The 20,680-nt window shown below is 54.2% G+C and carries 23 protein-coding genes and 1 tRNA gene; 18 read left to right on the top strand and 6 right to left on the bottom strand.

The features are described 5' to 3' along the window. The first annotated feature begins 7 nt into the window (after positions 1 to 7). A complete protein-coding gene (locus G163CM_RS13450; protein WP_231825314.1) occupies positions 8 to 778 on the top strand; it encodes a class I SAM-dependent methyltransferase in 771 nt (256 codons plus the stop codon). 47 nt (positions 779 to 825) lie between these two features. Here the strand turns inward: G163CM_RS13450 and mltD are convergent, their stop codons facing one another. Together mltD and gloB are read right to left on the bottom strand one after the other, a co-directional pair. Next, entirely contained in the window at positions 826 to 2,193 is a 1,368-nt protein-coding gene (mltD, locus tag G163CM_RS13445) for a murein transglycosylase D (RefSeq protein ID WP_231825313.1), read from the bottom strand. Between the two features lie 71 nt (positions 2,194 to 2,264). Further along, complete coding sequence (gene gloB, locus G163CM_RS13440) at positions 2,265 to 3,020, bottom strand: hydroxyacylglutathione hydrolase (protein WP_231825312.1); 756 nt, start codon at positions 3,018 to 3,020, stop codon at positions 2,265 to 2,267. Positions 3,021 to 3,052: 32 nt separating this feature from the next. Here gloB and G163CM_RS13435 point away from each other — a divergent pair, with 32 nt between their 5' ends. Then, positions 3,053 to 3,775, top strand: coding sequence for a class I SAM-dependent methyltransferase (locus tag G163CM_RS13435; RefSeq protein ID WP_015965808.1), 723 nt, complete (start codon positions 3,053 to 3,055; stop codon positions 3,773 to 3,775). Here the strand turns inward: G163CM_RS13435 and rnhA are convergent. Beyond that, complete coding sequence (gene rnhA, locus G163CM_RS13430) at positions 3,772 to 4,239, bottom strand: ribonuclease HI (RefSeq protein WP_231825311.1); 468 nt, start codon at positions 4,237 to 4,239, stop codon at positions 3,772 to 3,774. The genes G163CM_RS13435 and rnhA overlap by 4 nt on opposite strands. A gap of 63 nt (positions 4,240 to 4,302) precedes the next feature. Here rnhA and dnaQ point away from each other — a divergent pair, with 63 nt between their 5' ends. Both dnaQ and G163CM_RS13420 read left to right on the top strand, forming a co-directional pair. Continuing rightward, complete coding sequence (gene dnaQ, locus G163CM_RS13425; protein WP_231825310.1) at positions 4,303 to 5,034, top strand: DNA polymerase III subunit epsilon; 732 nt, start codon at positions 4,303 to 4,305, stop codon at positions 5,032 to 5,034. A gap of 130 nt (positions 5,035 to 5,164) precedes the next feature. After that, positions 5,165 to 5,241, top strand: a tRNA-Asp gene (locus G163CM_RS13420). Positions 5,242 to 5,310: 69 nt separating this feature from the next. Here G163CM_RS13420 and G163CM_RS13415 read toward each other — a convergent pair. Continuing rightward, positions 5,311 to 6,081, bottom strand: a complete 771-nt coding sequence (locus tag G163CM_RS13415) for an amidohydrolase (RefSeq protein WP_231825309.1) — start codon at positions 6,079 to 6,081, stop codon at positions 5,311 to 5,313. A gap of 183 nt (positions 6,082 to 6,264) precedes the next feature. On the opposite strand from G163CM_RS13415, the gene ivy reads away from it, so the two are divergent. Beyond that, positions 6,265 to 6,711, top strand: a complete 447-nt coding sequence (ivy, locus tag G163CM_RS13410) for an Ivy family C-type lysozyme inhibitor (RefSeq protein ID WP_015965780.1) — start codon at positions 6,265 to 6,267, stop codon at positions 6,709 to 6,711. Between the two features lie 100 nt (positions 6,712 to 6,811). On the opposite strand, the gene fadE is transcribed toward ivy, so the two are convergent. Then, positions 6,812 to 9,256, bottom strand: a complete 2,445-nt coding sequence (gene fadE, locus G163CM_RS13405; protein WP_231825308.1) for an acyl-CoA dehydrogenase FadE — start codon at positions 9,254 to 9,256, stop codon at positions 6,812 to 6,814. Positions 9,257 to 9,496: 240 nt separating this feature from the next. Between fadE and lpcA the strand changes: the two genes are divergently transcribed. Further along, positions 9,497 to 10,078 carry a D-sedoheptulose 7-phosphate isomerase gene (gene lpcA / locus G163CM_RS13400; RefSeq protein ID WP_015965778.1) on the top strand — a complete coding sequence of 194 codons (582 nt, stop codon included), beginning with the start codon at positions 9,497 to 9,499 and terminating at the stop codon, positions 10,076 to 10,078. A 42-nt stretch (positions 10,079 to 10,120) separates the two neighbouring features. After that, positions 10,121 to 10,888, top strand: a complete 768-nt coding sequence (locus tag G163CM_RS13395; RefSeq protein WP_231825307.1) for a class II glutamine amidotransferase — start codon at positions 10,121 to 10,123, stop codon at positions 10,886 to 10,888. Here the strand turns inward: G163CM_RS13395 and dpaA are convergent. Then, positions 10,859 to 11,599: a peptidoglycan meso-diaminopimelic acid protein amidase gene (gene dpaA, locus G163CM_RS13390; protein ID WP_231825306.1), complete on the bottom strand. Its 741-nt coding sequence runs from the start codon at positions 11,597 to 11,599 to the stop codon at positions 10,859 to 10,861. The genes G163CM_RS13395 and dpaA overlap by 30 nt on opposite strands. Positions 11,600 to 12,146: 547 nt before the next feature. Here dpaA and G163CM_RS13385 point away from each other — a divergent pair. From G163CM_RS13385 to G163CM_RS13335, 11 genes are all read left to right on the top strand, one after another. Further along, positions 12,147 to 13,490 (top strand): Na(+)-translocating NADH-quinone reductase subunit A, encoded by a 1,344-nt coding sequence (locus G163CM_RS13385; protein ID WP_231825305.1) that lies wholly within the window; start codon positions 12,147 to 12,149, stop codon positions 13,488 to 13,490. A gap of 3 nt (positions 13,491 to 13,493) precedes the next feature. Continuing rightward, positions 13,494 to 14,732, top strand: a complete 1,239-nt coding sequence (locus G163CM_RS13380) for an NADH:ubiquinone reductase (Na(+)-transporting) subunit B (protein ID WP_231825304.1) — start codon at positions 13,494 to 13,496, stop codon at positions 14,730 to 14,732. Beyond that, on the top strand, positions 14,725 to 15,519 hold the full coding sequence (locus G163CM_RS13375) for a Na(+)-translocating NADH-quinone reductase subunit C (protein ID WP_231825303.1): 795 nt from the start codon (positions 14,725 to 14,727) through the stop codon (positions 15,517 to 15,519). The genes G163CM_RS13380 and G163CM_RS13375 overlap by 8 nt, the downstream gene beginning before the upstream one ends. Continuing rightward, the gene (locus G163CM_RS13370) at positions 15,512 to 16,150 is read left to right on the top strand and encodes an NADH:ubiquinone reductase (Na(+)-transporting) subunit D (protein WP_015965772.1); all 639 of its coding nucleotides are present in this window, start codon (positions 15,512 to 15,514) and stop codon (positions 16,148 to 16,150) included. Before G163CM_RS13375 ends, G163CM_RS13370 begins: the two co-directional genes overlap by 8 nt. Positions 16,151 to 16,153: 3 nt before the next feature. Then, positions 16,154 to 16,750 carry an NADH:ubiquinone reductase (Na(+)-transporting) subunit E gene (nqrE, locus tag G163CM_RS13365; RefSeq protein ID WP_015965771.1) on the top strand — a complete coding sequence of 199 codons (597 nt, stop codon included), beginning with the start codon at positions 16,154 to 16,156 and terminating at the stop codon, positions 16,748 to 16,750. Positions 16,751 to 16,762: 12 nt separating this feature from the next. Continuing rightward, entirely contained in the window at positions 16,763 to 17,986 is a 1,224-nt protein-coding gene (gene nqrF, locus G163CM_RS13360; RefSeq protein ID WP_015965770.1) for an NADH:ubiquinone reductase (Na(+)-transporting) subunit F, read from the top strand. Between the two features lie 2 nt (positions 17,987 to 17,988). Further along, positions 17,989 to 18,204: a (Na+)-NQR maturation NqrM gene (gene nqrM, locus G163CM_RS13355; RefSeq protein ID WP_188016906.1), complete on the top strand. Its 216-nt coding sequence runs from the start codon at positions 17,989 to 17,991 to the stop codon at positions 18,202 to 18,204. 177 nt (positions 18,205 to 18,381) lie between these two features. Continuing rightward, complete coding sequence (gene dinB, locus G163CM_RS13350) at positions 18,382 to 19,437, top strand: DNA polymerase IV (RefSeq protein WP_231825302.1); 1,056 nt, start codon at positions 18,382 to 18,384, stop codon at positions 19,435 to 19,437. A 52-nt stretch (positions 19,438 to 19,489) separates the two neighbouring features. Next, a complete protein-coding gene (gene yafN / locus G163CM_RS13345) occupies positions 19,490 to 19,783 on the top strand; it encodes a type I toxin-antitoxin system antitoxin YafN (RefSeq protein WP_015965767.1) in 294 nt (97 codons plus the stop codon). Between the two features lie 2 nt (positions 19,784 to 19,785). After that, positions 19,786 to 20,184 carry a type II toxin-antitoxin system YafO family toxin gene (locus G163CM_RS13340; protein ID WP_231825301.1) on the top strand — a complete coding sequence of 133 codons (399 nt, stop codon included), beginning with the start codon at positions 19,786 to 19,788 and terminating at the stop codon, positions 20,182 to 20,184. A gap of 15 nt (positions 20,185 to 20,199) precedes the next feature. Continuing rightward, positions 20,200 to 20,643 (top strand): GNAT family N-acetyltransferase, encoded by a 444-nt coding sequence (locus G163CM_RS13335; protein ID WP_231825300.1) that lies wholly within the window; start codon positions 20,200 to 20,202, stop codon positions 20,641 to 20,643. Positions 20,644 to 20,680: the final 37 nt, after the last annotated feature.

Genomic DNA, 20,680 nt, shown 5'->3' with positions numbered 1-20,680 from the left:
CAGCACAATGACAACACATTCCCACCATGACAATGTTGAAAAGCAGTTTGGCTCTCAGGCGAATGCCTATTTAACCAGCGCGGTACATGCCTCTGGCCGTGATTTACAGCGTCTGAAAGCGCGTCTGGCGGATTTCCCTGAGGCTCACCTGCTGGATTTAGGCTGCGGGGCGGGGCATGCCAGTTTTGTCGCGGCAGGTGAAGTAACCCAGGTCACGGCTTATGATTTATCCAGCCAGATGCTGGCGGTGGTTGTTCAGGCGGCGCGTGATAAGGGACTGAATAATGTCTCAACACGTCAGGGTTATGCCGAATCGTTGCCTTTTGACGCGGCGAGTTTTGATGTGGTGATTAGTCGCTATTCGGCGCACCACTGGCACGATGTGGGTCAGGCCCTGCGGGAAGTGAAGCGAGTACTGAAGCCGGGTGGTACGCTGATTATTATGGATGTGATGTCACCAGGTCATCCGGTACGCGATATCTGGCTGCAAACGGTTGAAGCGCTGCGCGATACTTCCCACGTTCGCAACTACTCCAGCGGCGAGTGGCTGGCGCTGGCGGCAGAAGCCGGGCTGGCGGTGGATAATCTGATTACCGACAGGTTGCCGTTGAATTTCGCTTCGTGGGTTGAGCGTATGCGCACGCCTGCGGCGCTGTGCGAGGCGATACGGCTCTATCAGGAGAGCGCGTCTGCGGAAGTGAAAACGTGGTTTGCATTACAGGAGGATGGCTCCTTTACCAGCGATACCATCATGTTTGAAGCGCATAAAGCACGCTAGAAACAAAAAAGGCACCGGGAAACGGTGCCTTTTTTCTTATTTGCCGATCAGGAATCCGGACGGTCGTTATTTTTCACAAACAACGTTAGCTGGTCGCCTGGTTTCAGGTTGTCAGTATCATCGTTCCAGCGCATCACATCTTTGATGTTCACGCCGTGACGTCTGGCAATACTGGACAGCGAGTCGCCTTTACGCACGCGATAGGTAATGCTATCGCTGTTTTTAGCAAGCTGCGCCGCACTGTTACCTGCGCCAACCGTTAAGCTCTGACCAATCTTCAGATTATTGCCGCGCAGGTTATTCCACTGTTTCAGGTCGCTTGCAGACACGCCGAGACGTGATGCGATACCTGACAGGGTGTCACCTGAGCGCACTTTATAGCTGCGGCTCTGCAATGGCGTATTGTCAGCAACCAGCGTTGGCTGGACAGCAGCAATATCACCTGATGCCAGCGATTCACGCAGCTGGTCAGCATGCTTTTGCGGCACCATCACGTACTTCGGGCCACTTGCGCCCAGCGTGGAGCCTTTTACGCCCGCGTTAAACGTCTTCAGCTTGTTGACTGAAATACCCGCCATATCGGCCAGTTGTTTCATTTCAACAGGACTATCGAGACGTACTCGCGCCAGTGCACGGCTTTCATCTGGTGTTGGCAGTCGCACACCGTAACGTTTACTGTTTTTGAGAATATCGCTCAAAGCCAGCATTTTCGGTACGTAAAGCTTGGTTTCCTGAGGCAGCGGCAGCGACCAGAAGTCGGTGGGTTTACCACGCGCTTTGTTCGCTTTCATTGCCTTCATTACACGGCCTTCACCGCTGTTGTACGCCGCCACGGTTAATAACCAGTCGCCGTCAAACATTTTGTTAAGACGCTGCATCATGTCCAGCGCTGCTGTTGTGGAGGCAACAACATCGCGGCGTGCGTCATAACTGCGGGTCTGTTTCAGACCGTAATTGCGCCCTGTGCTCGGAATGATCTGCCAAATGCCTGCGGCATTGGCGCCAGACGTTGCGTGCGGGTCAAAAGCGCTCTCCACTATGGGTAGTAATACCAGCTCCATAGGCATGTTACGTTTCTTAACTTGCCCGGCTATCCAGTACATATACGGCTCTGCCCGTAAAGTTACATCGTGGAGATAGCTCTTATTGCTTAAATACTTCTGTTTCTGTTCGCGAATCCGGGTATTTTCCGGAATTCCCATCTTTAGCTCGTCGCCAATGGAAGCCCACAAGTCCTGATCTTGCGCGTAGAATGTCCCATCGTCCATCCACCGCGCCTGACTTGCAAACTTACCCGCTTCTCCTTGACTAGCCGCAGAAAGGCTCTGTGCGTGCTGTTGGATATTGCCATCGTGCTTTGACGCCTGGCACCCCACGAGCAGGACAGAGGCGAGTAATATCGCTTTTGCCTTCATGTGTGTGTCAATAGTTGCTTAAAAGACGACCGATCATAACGGCGAACTTTTAAAAACGCAACCGTGAAGTATCAGAAGTTGTCTTTCTTTGCCCGTAACCATGCAAAACGCTCAGAAGGTTGTAGCAATTTTGTTTCTTTTGAAATTTCATCAATAAAATCAGCATCATCCGTTCTTAAAAAAATATTATTCCGACGCTCATTTTTCAGAGTAACGGGGAGTGTCTTTTGATTTTTAGCACGTAACCCCTTAACTTCTCGATAGTATTCATTTATGAACAAATCATGCGGTAGGATACTCAGGGCAAACTTCATATTTGATAAAGTGTACTCATGTGCACAACAAATTAACGTATCGTCCGGAAGTGCACTTATTTTCTTAAGTGATTGATACATTTGGGTTGCTGTGCCTTCAAAGAGCCGCCCACAGCCGCCAGAGAACATAGTATCGCCGCAAAATAGATAAGGCATGTTAAAGAAACAGATATGTCCTAAAGTGTGACCAGGGGTGGCGATAATACAAAATTCATGTCCTAAAACGGACACTTTATCCCCCTCAGCGACCACTCTTGTTGTTCCCTTATCTTGCGTTTCGGCGGGACCATAGACCTCTATATGTGGAAAGCGCTGACGCAGCTCGGCCACGCCGCCGACATGATCGGCATGGTGATGAGTCAGGAAAATGGCCTCCGGCTGCCAGTTGTTTTCTTCTATTGCGCGCAGAACCGGTGCGGCCTCGCCGGGATCGACAATCAAACAACGTTTTGCGTCGTCGCTCAGAACCCAGATGTAGTTGTCCTGAAATGCGGGAATACTGTTAAGATTCATAAATTACCTCTTAAAACGAACGGAAGGTTGTGATGAAACCGGCAAGGATACCTCAAACAGTCGCAGCACCCGGTCATTGGGCAGAAATGCCCTGGGGTGAGTATTATCGCGAGGCGCTGGAGCGTCAACTGAAACCCTGGCTTACGAAACTCTATGGTTTTCATTTGCTTAAAATTGGGAACCTGAGCGCAGAAATTAACACGGAGGCCTGCGCTATCTCCCATCAGGTTAACGTCTCGTTGACGGGTAACCCGATTCAGGTCAAAGCCGACCCTCTCTATTTACCCTTTGCCGAGAAATCGGTGGATGCCTGTCTGCTGGCGCATACGCTTCCCTGGTGTTCCGATCCTCACCGCATGCTGCGGGAAGCAGACCGGGTGCTGATTGACGACGGCTGGCTGATTATCACCAGCTTCAACCCCATCAGCCTGGTCGGTTTACGCAAGCTTGTACCGGTACTGCGCAATAAAATTCCGTACAACAGCCGCATGTTTACTCTCACGCGTCAGCTGGACTGGCTGGCATTGCTTAATTTTGAAGTACTGCATCAGGGAAGGGTACAGGTTTTGCCCTGGACGAAGCAGGGCGGAAAACTGTTAAGTACACATCTGCCGGCATTAGGTTGCGTGCAATATATTGTGGCGCGTAAGCGTACGATCCCTTTGACGCTAAACCCGATGAAGCAGAATAAAGCGAAAAGCCGTATCCCACAGGCAGTGGGCGCGACGCGGCAATATAAAAAGCCAAACGCTTAAGCGTCTGGCTGGTATCCGGTATCTTCCTGAGTAGGCGATGACGCCGCAGCGCGCGCCAGTTCATCACAGCGTTCGTTCTCCGGATGCCCGGCGTGGCCTTTTACCCACATCCAGCGAATTTCATGCTGACCAAGCGCCGCATCCAGACGTTTCCACAAATCGACATTCTTAACAGGTTTTTTATCTGCGGTTTTCCAGCCGCGCTTCTTCCAGTTGTGGATCCATTGTGTGATCCCCTGACGGACGTACTGGCTGTCAGTGCTGAGCACCACTTCACAGTGTTCTTTCAGCGCCTCGAGTGCGACAATTGCCGCCATCAGTTCCATGCGGTTGTTGGTTGTCAGAAAATAGCCTTCACTGAAGGTTTTCTCCCTCTGACGATAGCGTAAAATGGCGCCATAGCCGCCAGGCCCTGGATTACCGAGGCACGAACCATCGGTGAAAATTTCTACCTGTTTAAGCATCTCTGGTAGACTTCCTGTATTGAAATCGACACGTAAACGACAAGTCTGACATAAATGACCGATATGAGCACTGCAATTACACGACAGATCGTCCTCGATACGGAAACCACCGGTATGAACCAGATCGGGGCGCACTACGAAGGGCACAAGATCATCGAGATCGGTGCCGTCGAGGTGATCAACCGTCGTCTGACCGGAAATAACTTCCACTTTTATCTCAAGCCCGATCGGCTGGTGGACCCGGAAGCGTTTGGCGTTCACGGGATTGCCGATGAGTTCCTGCTGGATAAACCGACCTTTGGCGAGATTGCCGACGAGTTTATGGATTACATCCGTGGGTCCGAACTGGTTATCCATAACGCATCGTTCGATATCGGCTTTATGGACTACGAGTTTGGCAAGCTGAATCGCGGCATCCCGAAGACTAATACGTTCTGTAAGGTCACCGATAGCCTGGCGCTGGCGAGGAAAATGTTCCCCGGCAAGCGTAACAGCCTTGATGCGTTGTGCTCACGTTATGAAATAGATAACAGCAAGCGTACGCTACACGGGGCATTACTCGATGCCCAAATCCTGGCCGATGTTTATCTGTTGATGACCGGCGGCCAGACATCGATGGCTTTTTCGATAGAAGGCGAAGGGCAGCAGCAGGCCGGCGATGTCGGAATTCAGCGCGTTACCCGCGCAGGAAGCAAATTGCGTGTTGTTTTGGCTTCTGACGAAGAGCTGGCAGCGCACGAATCCCGCCTCGATCTGGTGCAAAAGAAGGGCGGAAGCTGTCTCTGGCGGGCGTAAAACGCCTGTTTTTGCTGTGAAAATAGTCATGTGGGTGATTTTTGCAGCAAACGATTCAAAACGTCATAAAAAGCGTTGACGACTCCGAGGCTAACCCGTAATATTCGCCTCGTTCCCAAGGGAACGCAGTGGAGCGGTAGTTCAGTCGGTTAGAATACCTGCCTGTCACGCAGGGGGTCGCGGGTTCGAGTCCCGTCCGTTCCGCCACTATTCAAAAGGCCTGCATCAGCAATGATTCAGGCCTTTGTCGTTTTGTGATAACGGGATAATTTCCCCTCACCCCAGCCCAAACCCATCCGCATCCCGCCATGCCGGAAACTTCTCTCTGTATTCCTCTAATGCCGACATCGACAGCTCTGCATCAATGCGTGTCGCCTGGTGTGCGTCGGCGGTGGCGATAATCTCGCCCTGTGGGTTAATCACCCGGCTGTCGCCGCGGTAGTGGTGGCCGTTGCCATCGGTGCCGACACGGTTACAGCCTGCGACGTATGCCTGATTCTCAATTGCGCGGGCGACCAGCAGCGCCTGCCAGTGCAGGGAACGTGGTGCGGGCCAGTTGGCGACGTACAGGGCGAGGTCGTAATCGTTGCGATTACGCGACCACACCGGGAAACGCAGGTCGTAACACACCAACGGCAGAATGCGCCAGCCGCGCCATTCAAACACTACGCGTTCGTTGCCCGCTTCATAATGATGATGCTCATCCGCCATGCGGAACAGATGGCGCTTATCGTAAAAAAACACGTTGCCTTGCGGTTCGACCAGTAAAAAACGGTTCACCGGGCCGCGATCGGTTTGCAGCGCCGCGCTGCCTGCAATCAGGGCGTTGGTACGTTGTGCCTGCTTCTGCATCCACGAAATCACCTCCTCCTGAGAAGGCGACTGTTTCGCGGCTTCCATTGCAAAACCGGTGGTAAACATCTCCGGCAGGACGATGACATCGCGCCCGCTAATCTCTTCCAGTTGACGATCGAAATGGCGCAGGTTGGCAGGGCCATCCATCCACACCAGCGGTTGCTGCAAAAGCGTAATTTTCAAACCAGGCACGGCGGTCAACTCCTTTATTGCAGGGGGATTTTATAACTTTAACACCTTATCAGGCTGTTGCCGTGCTGCGGAATATTTCGTTAAAAAAAGCGGTTATTGGAAATATCTGATTTGCATTTGGCGGGCTTGCCGCTCACTCTTAAGGGGATGAACAACAAGGGCAGGATAAGCCCGGGAGGAATGATGTATAAGGCAATAACCGCTGTCGCTGCGCTGGTCTTTGCAACCAGCGCTATGGCGCAGGAAGACTTAACTATCAGCAGCCTGGCAAAAGGTGAAACGACCAAAGCGGCGTTCAACCAGATGGTGAAAGGGCATAAGCTGCCGGCATGGGTGGTGAAAGGGGGGACGTATACCCCTGCGCAAACCGTTACGCTGGGTGATGAATCTTATCAGGTGATGAGCGCATGTAAGCCGCACGATTGCGGGACCGAACGTGTGGCGGTGCTGTGGTCTGAAAAATCTAAGCAGATGACCGGCCTGTTCTCGACCGTTGATGAAAAAACGTCGCAGGAAAAATTAACTTGGCTGAACGTGAATGATGCGCTGTCTATTGACGGTAAAACGGTGCTGTTTGCAGCGTTGACCGGCAGCCTGGAAAATCACCCGGACGGGTTTAATTTTAAATAATCGGTTAGTTTGAGCCTGGAAAACATTGCCCGGTGGCGCTGCGCTTACCGGGCCTAAGGTTCAACAGATAACAAAACGGGGCTTTCGCCCCGTTTTTACATTACGCCGCTTCAATCTTACGCACTTTCTCCGGCAACTTTACCGGTTTAGTCGCCAGCGCGTCGGCGTCGAAATCATCCACGTTAATACTGCGCAGACGGCTCTCTTCAGCCTTAATCAGAATATTGGCTTCTTCCTGATCGATAAGCCCTTTCGCCAGCGCATTACGCGCCAGTTCATCCAGACGTGTAAACGGCAGGTTCTTGCCAATCTCTTTGCAGATCCGCTGGTGGATAGGGTCCGCCGCCATCACGTCGATCAACGCTTCTTCCAGCAAACCGACCGGGTTATGTTTGCTCGGCGTCAGGTACTGACCACGGCCAATACGGGAGCGCGTGGCACATGGCGTTTGCAGGATCTTCGCCACCTGATGGTCCAGCTTATCCGACGGCGCAAGATAGTGGCGACCGGTGGGGAAAATAACCACGCTCAACGCACCGGCGACAAAGCGATTCGGGAAGTTTTTCAGCAAATCATCAATCGCCTGTTCCGCTTTATACAGCGCATCCTGCACGCCCCAGTGAACCAGCGGTAAATCGGCTTCGTTACGCCCTTCATCGTCATAGCGTTTCAGTACCGCAGAGGCGAGATAGAGCTGACTCAGCACATCGCCCAGACGCGCGGAGATACGTTCGCGGCGTTTCAGGCTGCCGCCCAGTACCGCCATTGACACGTCAGAGAGCAGCGCGAGGTTGGCGCTCAAACGGTTCAGATGCTGATAGTAACGGCGCGTCTGGTCATGCGTCGGCGTGGCGCTGGTTAAGCCGCGCGTCAGGCCAAGCCAGAAGCTGCGTACCTTGTTGCTGCCCACGTGGCCGATGTGTTTAAACAGCAGGTTATCAAACGCTTTCACGTCTTTATTCTGCGCGGCGGCCATTTCATCGAGCACATACGGATGGCAGCGAATCGCGCCCTGGCCGAAGATCATCATGCTACGGGTCAGGATATTCGCGCCCTCAACGGTGATAGCAATCGGCGCGCCCTGATAAGCACGGGCGAGGAAGTTGCCTTCGCCGAGCATAATGCCTTTACCGCCTGCGATATCCATTGCATCAATAATTGACTGCTGACCACGGTGGGTACAGTGATATTTCACAATCGCCGACAGCACCGCCGGTTTTTCGCCGAGCATAATACCGTAGGTAATTAACGATGCAGCCGCGTCCATTACGTAGGCGTTGCCGCCAATACGCGCCAGTGGCTCTTCAATCCCTTCCATCTTGCCGATCGAGACTTTGAACTGACGGCGGATATGCGCATACGCCCCGGTCGCCAGTGCCACGGATTTCACGCCGCCCGTCGAGTTCGACGGCAGAGTGATGCCACGGCCAACCGACAGACACTCAACCAGCATACGCCAGCCCTGGCCGGCCATTTTCGGGCCGCCAATGATGTAGTCGATAGGCACGAAGATATCCTGACCACGGGTCGGGCCGTTCTGGAACGGCACGTTCAGCGGGAAGTGGCGACGGCCAATTTCCACGCCCGGCGTGCTGGTCGGAATCAACGCACAGGTAATGCCCAGATTCTCTTCGCCACCCAGCAGTTTATCCGGGTCGGTGAGTTTAAATGCCAGCCCCAGCACGGTGGCGATAGGCGCCAGCGTAATGTAGCGTTTGTTCCAGGTCAGGCGCATGCCCAGCACCTGCTCGCCCTGCCATTCGCCCATGCAAACGACGCCGGTATCCGGAATGGCGCCCGCATCGGAACCCGCTTCCGGGCTGGTCAGCGCAAAGCAAGGGATCTCCTGCCCACGCGCCAGGCGCGGCAGATAGTGGTTTTTCTGCTCTTCAGTACCGTAATGCTGTAACAGCTCACCCGGCCCTAATGAGTTCGGTACGCCCACGGTGATCGCCAGAATACCCGACACGCCGGAGAGTTTTTGCAGCACACGCGCCTGAGCATAAGCGGAGAACTCCAGCCCGCCGTACTCTTTCTTAATGATCATCGCAAAGAAGCGATGCTCTTTCAGATACGCCCACAGTTCCGGCGGCAGATCCGCCATTTCATGGGTAATTTCGAAGTCGTTTGCCATACGGCAGGCTTCTTCTACCGGGCCGTCGATAAACGCTTGTTCTTCCGCCGTCAGGCGCGGCTGCGGATAGTTATGCAGCTTTTTCCAGTCCGGGTTACCACGGAACAGGTCGCCTTCCCACCAGGTGGTACCGGCATCAATCGCTTCTTTCTCCGTGCGCGACATCGGTGGCATCACCTTACAGAAGGTGCGGAACACCGGCGCAGAGATCATCGCGCGGCGCATGGAAGGCACGTTGAATGGCACCAGAATAATCGCCAGCGGCACCAGCAGCCAAATATTCCACAGCCCTGCCGCGCCAAGTGCAGCGGTCCAGGCCAGTAAAATCAGGCTGCTCAGCGTTAAGCTGACGCGGTGATAGAAGAGCACACCGAGTAAAGCAATGGTTGCAACAATACTCAAAATCATCATAGAGAAATGCTCCCTGTCTTGTAGGAGGTCTGACCACTTGTGATAGTATTGTTCTAGTTGATGTCATTTCTTTTAGCAATGTGATTACAAAATAATTACAACTCAGCTCACATTGTTGCCGCTTTCATAGGCACCAAAAATCAAAAGCCATCGGGAAGTGGTGGGCTTTAGCTTCTCGCTGCTGATGCTATCCGGTACACTGTGAAAAAGTTATTTCACCCATACTGAAGGATTATCCTCATGTACCAGGATCTTATTCGTAACGAACTGAACGAAGCGGCAGAAACGCTGGCTAACTTCCTGAAAGATGAAGCCAATATCCACGCGATTCAGCGTGCAGCGGTGCTGCTGGCCGACAGCTTCAAAGCGGGTGGTAAAGTGTTATCTTGCGGTAACGGTGGTTCCCACTGTGATGCGATGCACTTTGCTGAAGAGTTAACGGGCCGCTATCGCGAGAACCGTCCGGGCTATCCGGCGATTGCGATTTCCGATGTCAGCCACCTCTCTTGCGTGAGCAATGATTTCGGCTATGAATATGTCTTCTCTCGTTACGTCGAATCCGTAGGCCGCGCAGGCGACGTGCTGCTGGGGATCTCCACGTCGGGTAACTCCGGCAACGTGATCAAAGCGATTGAAGCGGCGCGCGCGCAGGGGATGAAAGTGATCACCCTGACCGGTAAAGACGGTGGCAAAATGGCGGGCTCTGCGGATATCGAAATTCGTGTGCCGCACTTTGGCTATGCCGATCGCGTTCAGGAAATTCACATCAAAGTGATCCATATCCTGATCATGCTGATCGAAAAAGAGATGGTTAAAGCGTAAGAACGACGGGGCTTCGGCCCCGATTAGCGGTGGGGGTGTAGAATGTGTGAACTGCTCGGGATGAGCGCCAATGTGCCAACCGATATCTGCTTCAGTTTTACCGGGCTTGTTCAGCGCGGTGGCGGCACCGGCCCGCATAAAGATGGCTGGGGAATCACCTTTTACGAAGGCAAAGGGTGTCGCACATTCAAAGATCCCCACCCAAGCTACCAGTCACCTATCGCCAAACTGGTGCAGGAATACCCGATAAAATCCTGCTCGGTGGTGGCGCATATCCGTCAGGCCAACCGTGGCAACGTGGCGCTGGAAAACACCCATCCGTTTACCCGCGAATTGTGGGGACGCAACTGGACCTACGCCCACAACGGCCAGCTTGACGGTTATAAATCGCTGGAAACCGGCAACTTCCGCCCGGTCGGCGAAACCGACAGCGAAAAAGCCTTTTGCTGGTTGCTGCACAAGCTCGCCGAGCGTTATCCGCGTACGCCAGGCAATATGCCTGCGGTATTTAAATACATTGCGACGCTCGCCGCACAACTGCGCGAAAAAGGCGTGTTCAACATGCTGTTGTCCGATGGGCGCTACGTGATGGCGTTCTGCTCCACCAACCTGTTCTGGATCACCCGTCGGGCGCCGTTTGGCGTAGCGACGCTGTTGGATCAGGACGTGGAAATTGATTTTCAGCAGGAGACGACCGCCAACGACGTGGTCACAGTGATTGCGACACAGCCGCTGACGGGTAATGAAACCTGGCAAAAGATTATGCCAGGCGAATGGCGCTTATTTTGTCTCGGGGAGCGTGTAATTTGACGCCAGTTGCGGCTGCACCACTTCGTGGCTCAGCGGCTTGCTGACGACATAGCGCCCGTCAACCACAGAAACGATAGGCGGCTTATGCGTCTGCTGGAAGTAGTCGTACCCCGGCTTTAGCTGCTGCCAGAAATCTTTATAGGTTGAGTATTTATGACGTTCCATATTGGCATCGTTCATGCGGAACGGATAAATGCTCACCTGCACGCTCTGCTGGCCGAAGACTAACGCCCCGGTCACAAACTGGAAGATTTCATCAATGCCGGAATCGGTCATCGCATAGCAACCCACCGACACACACGCGCCGTGGATCATCAAATATTTCCCTTCATAACCGTGTGCGCGGTCATAAGCATTAGGGAAACCGATGTTAATGGCTTTGTAGAAGCGGCTGTCAGGCTTGAGCTGGCTGCGCTGTACGGAGTAAAACCCTTCCGGACTTTTGAAGTCACCCTGGCGACGTTTCGGGCCCAGGCCGCCGGAGTAATTACAGATGCGGTAGCTATCAAGGAGCTGATACGTCTCGCCCATCTTGACGTACAGGTCAAGGGCGCGCTCTTCTTTGAAGATCTGAACGTAAACCGGTGAACCCATTAACTGTTGCTTATATTCTTTACTGACCGGCGTCATCGGGCTGTTGCTGCTCAGCAACCCGGCAAATGACATGCACGGCATTAGAAGCATCGCAATGAAAAATGCGATTTTGCGCATACTACGTGTTCCTTGATAAACAAAAACCACATGCCAGGAAGGCAAGAGAGAGACAAAATCAGAGTTATCTGTCTTTAGAGCGCTCACATTAGCATCACAGCATTTTTTCGCAAGAGGGTGATTATTGTGTTTACAATTAAGTTTTCACCCGCCAGTAAAAATCACTCCATAACCCGCCTCAATATCAATAAATTGCGTACTGAAGCCACGCCGGACAAGTCATGCGCTCTCCGGCAAAAATGTCGATGCTTTGCGTAATAGCTCGCATTTTAGCGCCGAATTCAGCGGAACTGCTGCGAGCCGCAGAAATATAGTGTTAAGATTCACTAACGTTATCATTCTGGGGAAAATATGCCTTTTCTATATGGCTATCCTGTCTGATTCGTTCCTCAACGTCTGACAGACACCCTCAGGTGGTGGAAGTGTAAGAAAGGATGCGTTTCTCTCCTCATCGCCCATCATGGAATGATTCGGGGTTAATACCGCCACTCCTTTCTTTATGTATCGTTAATCACAACGCTGGCCTTAACGGATACCTGCTAACAGTATGATTAAAATAACAAAGGGTCTCGATATTCCCCTTGCGGGCGTACCCGAACAACAACGCATCGATAATGTCCCGGTGACGCGCGTCGCGGTTAAAGGCGACGATTATGTCGGCCTGCGTCCGTCAATGGCGGTTCAGGAAGGCGATCGCGTACAGAAAGGGCAACTGCTTTTCGACGATAAAAAAATCCCCGGCGTGCGCTTTACTGCGCCCGCCAGCGGCATTGTCAGCGCTATTCATCGCGGTGAGCGCCGAGTACTTCAGTCTGTCGTCATTGATATCGACGGCGATGACGCTGTTGAATTTCCCCATTTTGCCGCCGATGAGCTGGCAACGCTGCCGCGCGAAACCGTTGAAGCACAACTGATTGAGTCCGGTTTATGGACTGCAATGCGTACCCGTCCTTTCAGCAAATCGCCAGCGCCGGGCACGCAGCCAGCGGCGATTTTTGTTACCGCGATGGACACCAATCCGCTGGCCGCCGATCCGCAGCCGATTATTCTCGCCCAGCGCGAAGCGTTTGACGCGGGCCTGACGCTGCTCACGCGCCTCACCGACGGAAAAGTGCACGTCTGTCAGGCGAGCGGCGGCAAGCTCGGTGGTCATCCGTGTGGGCAGGTAACGTTTAATCAGTTCACCGGGCCGCATCCGGCGGGGTTAGTGGGTACGCACATTCACTTCCTTGAGCCGGTAAGCCTCGAAAAACAGGTCTGGCACCTGAACTATCAGGATGTGATCGCTATCGGCAAACTGTTCCTCGACGGTGAGTTGTGGGTAGAGCGTGTGATTGCGCTTGGCGGGCCGCAGGTGAAACAGCCGCGCCTGCTGCGCACGCGTCTGGGCGCCTCGCTGGAGGAGCTCACGCAGGGGGAATTGCTGGAAGGCGAGAACCGCGTGTTGTCCGGTTCCGTACTCAACGGCAGCCAGGCGGTTGGCCCGCAGGCATTCCTGGGGCGTTTTCATTTGCAGGTGAGCGTGCTGAAAGAAGGGCGCGAAAAAGAGCTGCTCGGCTGGGTTGCGCCGGGCCGTGACAAATTCTCCATCACCCGCACCACGATTGGCCACTTCCTGAAGCGCAAACTCTTTAACCTCTCCACCGACACTCACGGCGGCGCACGCGCGATGGTGCCGATTGGCAGCTATGAGCGCGTCATGCCGCTGGATATTTTGCCGACGATGCTGCTGCGCGACCTGCTGGCGGGCGATTCCGACAGCGCGCAGGCGCTGGGGTGCCTGGAGCTGGATGAAGAAGATCTGGCGCTTTGTACCTACGTTTGCCCAGGGAAATATGAGTACGGCCCGGTGCTGCGCAGCGTGTTAACCCAAATTGAGCAGGAAGGATAAGTGATGGGCTTAAAGCATCTGGTCGAAAAACTTGAGCCGCACTTTACCCACGGCGGCAAGCTGGAAAAATATTATCCCCTGTATGAGGCGGCAGCGACGCTGCTGTATACGCCGGGGCAGGTAACGAAAGGTGCGGCGCACGTGCGTGACGCCATCGACCTCAAACGCATGATGATTCTGGTCTGGTTTGCGGTCTTCCCGGCGATGTTCTGGGGAATGTACAGCGTCGGTCTGCAAACCATCCCGGCGCTGCATAAACTGTACGGCGCGGAACAGCTTCAACAGGTGATTGCCGCAAACTGGCACTACAGCCTGGCGCAGGCGCTGGGCGTAAGTTTCGCCCCCGACGCCGGCTGGCTCAGCATGATGACGCTGGGCGCGGTCTTCTTTGTGCCGATTTACGCTACCGTATTCCTGGTGGGTGGATTCTGGGAAGTGCTGTTCGCGATTATTCGCAAGCATGAAGTCAACGAAGGCTTCTTCGTCACCTCCATTCTGTTCGCGCTGATTGTTCCGCCCACCCTGCCGCTCTGGCAGGCGGCGTTGGGCATCTCTTTCGGCGTGGTGATCGCCAAAGAGATCTTCGGTGGCACCGGGCGCAACTTCCTCAACCCGGCGCTGGCCGGGCGCGCGTTTCTGTTCTTTGCTTATCCGGCGCAAATCTCCGGCGACCTGGTATGGACGGCAGCGGACGGTTTCTCCGGCGCGACGCCGCTTTCCCAGTGGGCGAGCCACGGCGGTGAAACGCTGGTCAACGTCGCGACCGGGCAGCCGGTCACGTGGATGGACGCTTTCCTCGGCAACATTCCCGGTTCAATTGGTGAAGTCTCGACGCTGATGATTTTGCTCGGTGGAGCCATCATCATCTACGGGCGTGTGGCTTCCTGGCGCATTGTCGCCGGGGTGATGCTCGGCATGATCGCCAGCGCCACGCTGTTCAACGTTATGGGTTCCGACACCAACCCGATGTTCGCCATGCCGTGGTACTGGCATCTGGTGCTCGGCGGTTTCGCGTTCGGCATGATGTTTATGGCGACCGATCCCGTCTCGGCGTCGTTTACCGATAAAGGGAAGTGGTGCTACGGCGCGTTGATTGGCGTGATGTGCGTGCTTATTCGCGTGGTAAACCCGGCCTATCCGGAAGGGATGATGCTGGCGATTCTGTTCGCCAACCTCTTTGCGCCGCTGTTTGACTACCTGGTGGTGCAGGCCAACATTAAGCGGAGGAAGTCGCGTGGCTGAAGTTAAAAGTAACGATAGCATCGGTAAAACGCTGCTGGTGGTACTGGTGCTCTGCCTGGTGTGTTCCATCGTGGTGGCGGGCTCAGCGGTTGGGTTGAAATCGCGCCAGCAGGAACAGCGCGCGCTCGATAAACAGCGCAATATTCTCGCCGTCGCCGGGCTGATGCAGCAGGGCATGTCCACCGACGATGTGGCCGATATCTTCCGCGAACGCATCACCCCGCGTCTGCTGGATTTGAAAACCGGCAACCTGCTCGACAGCGACCCGGCGTCCTTTAACCAGGCGCTGGCGCTGAAGGACCCGGAGCAAAGCGTTCAGCTCGACGCCCATGACGATCCGGCGGGCATTAAACGTCGCAGCAACGTGGTGGAAATCTATCTGGTCAAAGACGCTCAGCAAAAGGTACAGGAAATTGTGCTGCCGGTTTACGGTAACGGCCTGTGGTCGATGATGTACGCCTTTGTGGCGCTGGATACGGATGGCCGCACGGTGAAGGGCATCACCTATTACGACCAGGGCGAAACCCCGGGGCTGGGCGGTGAAATTGAAAACCCGAACTGGCGCGCGCAGTTTATCGGCAAAAAAGTGCTCGATGATAATGGCCGACCGGCGTTGAGAGTGGTGAAAGGCGGGGCCCGTCAGGGTGATGAATACGCGGTGGATGGCCTCTCTGGCGCCACGTTAACCGCTAATGGCGTACAGCATAGTTTTGATTTCTGGATGGGCGACCTCGGTTTTGGTCCGTTCCTGAAACAGGTTCGTGAAGGAGTGCTGAATAATGGCTGAACAGGGCGATATGAAAGAAGTGAAGCGCGTGCTGGTGGGGCCGTTGATTGCCAACAACCCGATTGCGCTTCAGGTCCTCGGCGTCTGCTCGGCGCTGGCGGTGACCACGAAACTGGAAACTGCATTTGTGATGACTATCGCGGTAACGCTGGTCACGGCGTTTTCGAGCATGTTTATCTCGATGATCCGCCACCATATTCCAAACAGCGTACGCATCATCGTGCAGATGGCGATCATCGCTTCGCTGGTGATCGTCGTCGATCAGCTGCTGCGCGCCTTCGCTTATGAGATCTCAAAACAGCTCTCGGTCTTCGTCGGCCTGATCATCACCAACTGCATTGTGATGGGGCGCGCGGAAGCCTACGCCATGAAAGCGCCACCGCTGGCGAGCTTTATGGACGGCATCGGCAACGGCCTGGGCTACGGTGCGATCCTGATGATTGTCGGCTTCCTGCGCGAGCTTATCGGCAGCGGAAAACTGTTTGGCATTACGATTCTGCAAACGGTGCAAAACGGCGGCTGGTACCAGCCAAATGGCCTGTTCCTGTTAGCACCGAGCGCCTTTTTCATCATCGGCCTGCTGATCTGGGCGCTTCGCACCTGGAAGCCAGAACAGCAGGAGAAGGAGTAACCGATGGCTCACTATATCAGCCTCTTTGTCCGCGCCGTCTTTATTGAAAACATGGCGCTGGCGTTCTTCCTGGGGATGTGTACGTTCCTTGCGGTATCGAAAAAAGTCTCGACCGCGTTTGGTCTTGGCGTTGCCGTTACGCTGGTACTGGGTATTTCTGTCCCGGCGAACAACCTCGTCTACAACCTGGTGCTGCGCGACGGCGCGTTGATGGACGGTGTGGATCTCAGCTTCCTGAGTTTTATCACCTTTATCGGCGTGATAGCCGCGCTGGTGCAAATCCTCGAGATGATCCTCGATAAATACTTCCCGGCGCTGTATACCGCGTTGGGGATCTTCCTGCCGCTTATCACCGTGAACTGCGCCATCTTCGGCGGCGTGTCGTTTATGGTTCAGCGCGACTATAACTTTGGCGAATCCATCGTCTACGGTTTTGGCTCCGGCATCGGCTGGATGCTGGCGATTGTCGCCATGGCTGGTCTTCGCGAAAAAATGAAATACTCAAACGTGCCTGCGGGGCTACAGGGCTTAGGGATCACCTTTATCACCACCGGTTTGATGGCGCTTGGCTTTATGTCGTTCTCCGGCGTGCAGCTATAAGGGGCGAAGAAAATGGAAATTATACTTGGCGTGGCCATGTTCACCCTCATCGTACTGGCGCTGTCGGTGCTGATCCTGTTTGCCAAATCGAAGCTGGTGAACTCGGGCGATGTGGTGATTGAAATCAACAACGAAGCCGACCGACAGATCCGCACGCCGGCGGGCGACAAGCTGCTGAATACGCTCTCCAGCAACGGGATTTTCGTCTCTTCCGCCTGCGGTGGCGGCGGTTCCTGCGGCCAGTGCCGCGTGAAAATTAAAGAAGGTGGCGGTGACATCCTGCCGACCGAACTGGCGCATATCACCAAACGCGAAGCCAAAGAGGGCTGCCGTCTGGCGTGTCAGGTCGCGGTGAAGCAGGACATGAAAATTGAACTGCCGGAAGAGATCTTTGGCGTCAAAAAATGGGAATGCGAGGTTATCTCAAATGATAACAAAGCGACGTTTATCAAAGAGCTGAAGCTGGCGATCCCGGAAGGTGAGGTCGTACCGTTCCGCGCGGGGGGCTATATTCAGATTGAATGTCCATCGCATAAGGTTGCATACGCCGATTTTGACGTGCCTGATGAGTACCGTTCCGACTGGGATAAATTCAATCTTTTCCGTTACGTTTCCGAGGTTAAAGAACCGACGGTGCGCGCCTATTCCATGGCGAACTATCCGGAAGAGAAGGGCATCATCATGCTCAACGTGCGTATTGCCACGCCGCCGCCGAGCGTGCCGGATGCGCCGCCAGGGATTATGTCTTCCTACATCTGGTCGCTGAAAGCGGGCGATAAAGTGACGATTTCCGGGCCGTTTGGTGAGTTCTTTGCCAAAGACACGGACGCCGAAATGGTCTTTATCGGTGGCGGTGCGGGGATGGCACCGATGCGCTCGCATATTTTTGACCAGCTTAAACGCCTGCACAGCAAGCGGAAAATCAGCTTCTGGTACGGTGCGCGTTCGCTGCGCGAAATGTTCTATCAGGACGAATTCGAACAGCTGGCGCGTGACAACCCGAACTTCACCTTCCACATCGCGCTATCGGACGCGCTGCCGGAAGACAACTGGACGGGTTACACGGGCTTTATCCATAATGTTCTGTATGAAAACTATCTGCGCGACCATCCGGCCCCGGAAGATTGTGAGTTCTATATGTGCGGGCCGCCGATGATGAACGCGGCTGTCATCAAAATGCTCAAAGACCTGGGCGTGGAAGATGAAAACATCATGCTCGATGATTTTGGAGGCTGATGATGCTCACGGTATTTCTGGCGACATTTGCGATTTTTGCGCTGGTGATCCTCGGGATGTCGCTGGGGTATATCATTAAGCGCAAAAGTATCCAGGGCAGCTGCGGCGGGATTACCTCGCTGGGGCTGGAAAAAGTCTGCGACTGCCCGGAGCCCTGTGATGCGCGCAAAAAGCGCATGGCGCGCGAAGCGTTGCAACAGCAGAAGAGGATTTTGTAAACCCTCGTAAGCTGCGTGCAATAATGCCCGGTGGCGCTTTGCTTACCGGGCCTACAGTTTGCGTGGCATGTAGGCTGGATAAGGCGTAGCCACCATCCGGCAATACGGACCATTTTCTCTCTTCTCACGCCCTCTAATTATACTGTATACTTGTCCAGTAACATCCGGGGGCTATGTATGCGCAAAATTATCCACGTCGATATGGACTGCTTCTTCGCAGCGGTAGAGATGCGCGATAATCCTGCGCTGCGCGACATCCCTATAGCCATTGGCGGCAGCCGCGAACGACGTGGCGTCATCAGCACCGCCAACTACCCGGCGCGTAAATTCGGCGTGCGTAGCGCAATGCCCACCGGCATGGCGCTTAAGCTTTGCCCGCACCTCACGCTTTTACCTGGCCGTTTTGACGCCTACAAAGAAGCTTCTGAGCACATCCGTGAAATCTTCTCTCGCTACACCTCGCTGATTGAACCCTTGTCGCTGGATGAAGCCTATCTCGACGTCAGCGACAGCGTGCACTGCCATGGTTCTGCCACGCTTATTGCGCAGGAAATTCGGCAGACTATCTTCAACGAATTACAGCTCACGGCCTCCGCAGGCATCGCCCCGGTAAAGTTTCTCGCCAAAATCGCCTCCGATCTCAACAAACCCAACGGCCAGTTTGTGCTCACGCCCGCCGACGTTCCCGCGTTCCTGAAAACATTGCCGCTGGAAAAAATCCCCGGCGTCGGCAAAGTCTCTGCCGCGAAGCTCGAAAGTATGGGGCTGAAAACCTGCGAAGACGTGCAGAAAAGCGACCTCGCTATGCTGCTGAAACGCTTTGGTAAATTTGGCCGCATACTGTGGGAACGCAGCCAGGGCATTGATGAGCGCGCCATCAATAACGAACGGCTGCGAAAATCGATCGGCGTGGAACGCACGCTGGCGGAAGATATTCACGACTGGTCAGCGTGTGAAGCGATTATCGAACGTCTCTACCCGGAGCTGGAGCGGCGGCTGGCGAAGGTCAAACCCGACCTGCTGATTGCCCGCCAGGGCGTGAAACTCAAATTTAATGACTTCCAGCTTACGACTCAGGAACACGTCTGGCCGCGTCTGAACAAAGAGGACCTCATCGCCACCGCGTACAAAACCTGGCATGAACGCCGCGCCGGGCGCGGTGTCCGGCTGGTGGGGCTGCACGTTACGCTGCTGGATCCACAACTTGAAAGACAACTCGTTTTAGGATTGTGATGTATACTACAATGTACATTGTAAAGTGCATTATTTTATGGAGAGTAATAGTATGCATCGAATTCTTGCGGAAAAATCTGTCAATATCACGGAGTTACGAAAAAATCCGGCCAGATACTTTATCGATCAACCTGTTGCGGTTCTGTCGAATAACAAACCCGCAGGCTATTTGTTAAGCGCCAGCGTATTTGAGGCGTTAATGGATTTACTCGCTGAGCATCAGGACGTAAAAAATGTCACCGCCCAGTTTCGCCCCAGCGCCGCAAGGTTAGAGGAAATGACGCGCCGTGCAGAACGCTACCTCAATGATGTAACGGATGATGATTTAAATGACTTTAAGGAATAGGAATGCGGGTGTTCAAAACGAAGCTGATTCGCCTTCAGCTTACCGAGAAGGAACTTGCGGCACTAACGGCGGATTTCATCTCCTATAAACGAGATGGAATATTACCTGACATTTCTGGACGTGATGCTGCATACGACAGCCCGTACACCTGGCCGTTGGTTAAATCAGAGCGCGTAGCGCACATTCACCTGGCGTCAGCAGAGAAGCCTTTCCCACCGCAGTTGCGGCAATTCAACAGAACGAATGACGAAGCGCATCTGGTCTATTGTCAGGGCGCATTTGATGAACAGGCGTGGCTGTTGATCGCCATTCTGAAACCGCAGCCTCATCAGCAGGCGCGTGATAATAATCAAATGCAGAAAATTGGCAAAATGGCAGAAGCATTCCGCATGCGTTTTTAAAGAGAACGACAAATCATGAACATTCGCTCCTGGCAGCAGCATGAACTGCCGCAACTGAGTCACATCTTCCTTCGCGCGGTCCACGAAACCGCCAGCCAACACTATTCCCCCGCGCAAATCGCCGCCTGGGGTCAGGTGGATGATGCGCAGTGGCGGCAGAAATTAGCCTCTTCCGTGGTGCTGGTAGCAGAGGTTGACGGCAAGGTTGTCGGTTTTATCACCGCCGTTGGGCATTACATCGACCTGCTTTTTGTCTCGCCTGATTACGCGCGGCAGGGGATTGCCGGGGCGCTGTTACGAGCATTGCTGGCGAAAATGTTGCCGGGAAAAGTGACCGTCGCGGCGAGCATTACGGCAAAACCGTTCTTTGAACGTCAGGGATTTGTGCTGGTGCGCGAACAAAACGTCGAGGCGAGGGGAGAGCGGTTTATTAATTACCTGATGGCGCGAGAGGTATAAAAAAGCCGGGCAGTGATAACCGCCCGGCTTAACGGAT

Origin of the sequence: Pseudocitrobacter corydidari, assembly GCF_021172065.1 — a bacterium.
Taxonomy (GTDB): domain Bacteria; phylum Pseudomonadota; class Gammaproteobacteria; order Enterobacterales; family Enterobacteriaceae; genus Pseudocitrobacter; species Pseudocitrobacter corydidari.
The sequence above is the reverse complement of the archived record's forward strand: the minus strand, read 5'-3'. Positions and strand labels throughout refer to the sequence as shown.

Bases quoted from the DNA above. Each gene is read 5' to 3' on its own strand.
- G163CM_RS13450 (WP_231825314.1), top strand. From the start codon at position 8: ATGACAACACATTCCCACCATGACAATGTTGAAAAGCAGTTTGGCTCT.
- mltD (WP_231825313.1), bottom strand. From the start codon at position 2,193: ATGAAGGCAAAAGCGATATTACTCGCCTCTGTCCTGCTCGTGGGGTGC.
- gloB (WP_231825312.1), bottom strand. From the start codon at position 3,020: ATGAATCTTAACAGTATTCCCGCATTTCAGGACAACTACATCTGGGTT.
- G163CM_RS13435 (WP_015965808.1), top strand. From the start codon at position 3,053: ATGAAACCGGCAAGGATACCTCAAACAGTCGCAGCACCCGGTCATTGG.
- rnhA (WP_231825311.1), bottom strand. From the start codon at position 4,239: ATGCTTAAACAGGTAGAAATTTTCACCGATGGTTCGTGCCTCGGTAAT.
- dnaQ (WP_231825310.1), top strand. From the start codon at position 4,303: ATGAGCACTGCAATTACACGACAGATCGTCCTCGATACGGAAACCACC.
- ivy (WP_015965780.1), top strand. From the start codon at position 6,265: ATGTATAAGGCAATAACCGCTGTCGCTGCGCTGGTCTTTGCAACCAGC.
- fadE (WP_231825308.1), bottom strand. From the start codon at position 9,256: ATGATGATTTTGAGTATTGTTGCAACCATTGCTTTACTCGGTGTGCTC.
- lpcA (WP_015965778.1), top strand. From the start codon at position 9,497: ATGTACCAGGATCTTATTCGTAACGAACTGAACGAAGCGGCAGAAACG.
- G163CM_RS13395 (WP_231825307.1), top strand. From the start codon at position 10,121: ATGTGTGAACTGCTCGGGATGAGCGCCAATGTGCCAACCGATATCTGC.
- dpaA (WP_231825306.1), bottom strand. From the start codon at position 11,599: ATGCGCAAAATCGCATTTTTCATTGCGATGCTTCTAATGCCGTGCATG.
- G163CM_RS13385 (WP_231825305.1), top strand. From the start codon at position 12,147: ATGATTAAAATAACAAAGGGTCTCGATATTCCCCTTGCGGGCGTACCC.
- G163CM_RS13380 (WP_231825304.1), top strand. From the start codon at position 13,494: ATGGGCTTAAAGCATCTGGTCGAAAAACTTGAGCCGCACTTTACCCAC.
- G163CM_RS13370 (WP_015965772.1), top strand. From the start codon at position 15,512: ATGGCTGAACAGGGCGATATGAAAGAAGTGAAGCGCGTGCTGGTGGGG.
- nqrE (WP_015965771.1), top strand. From the start codon at position 16,154: ATGGCTCACTATATCAGCCTCTTTGTCCGCGCCGTCTTTATTGAAAAC.
- nqrF (WP_015965770.1), top strand. From the start codon at position 16,763: ATGGAAATTATACTTGGCGTGGCCATGTTCACCCTCATCGTACTGGCG.
- nqrM (WP_188016906.1), top strand. From the start codon at position 17,989: ATGCTCACGGTATTTCTGGCGACATTTGCGATTTTTGCGCTGGTGATC.
- dinB (WP_231825302.1), top strand. From the start codon at position 18,382: ATGCGCAAAATTATCCACGTCGATATGGACTGCTTCTTCGCAGCGGTA.
- yafN (WP_015965767.1), top strand. From the start codon at position 19,490: ATGCATCGAATTCTTGCGGAAAAATCTGTCAATATCACGGAGTTACGA.
- G163CM_RS13340 (WP_231825301.1), top strand. From the start codon at position 19,786: ATGCGGGTGTTCAAAACGAAGCTGATTCGCCTTCAGCTTACCGAGAAG.
- G163CM_RS13335 (WP_231825300.1), top strand. From the start codon at position 20,200: ATGAACATTCGCTCCTGGCAGCAGCATGAACTGCCGCAACTGAGTCAC.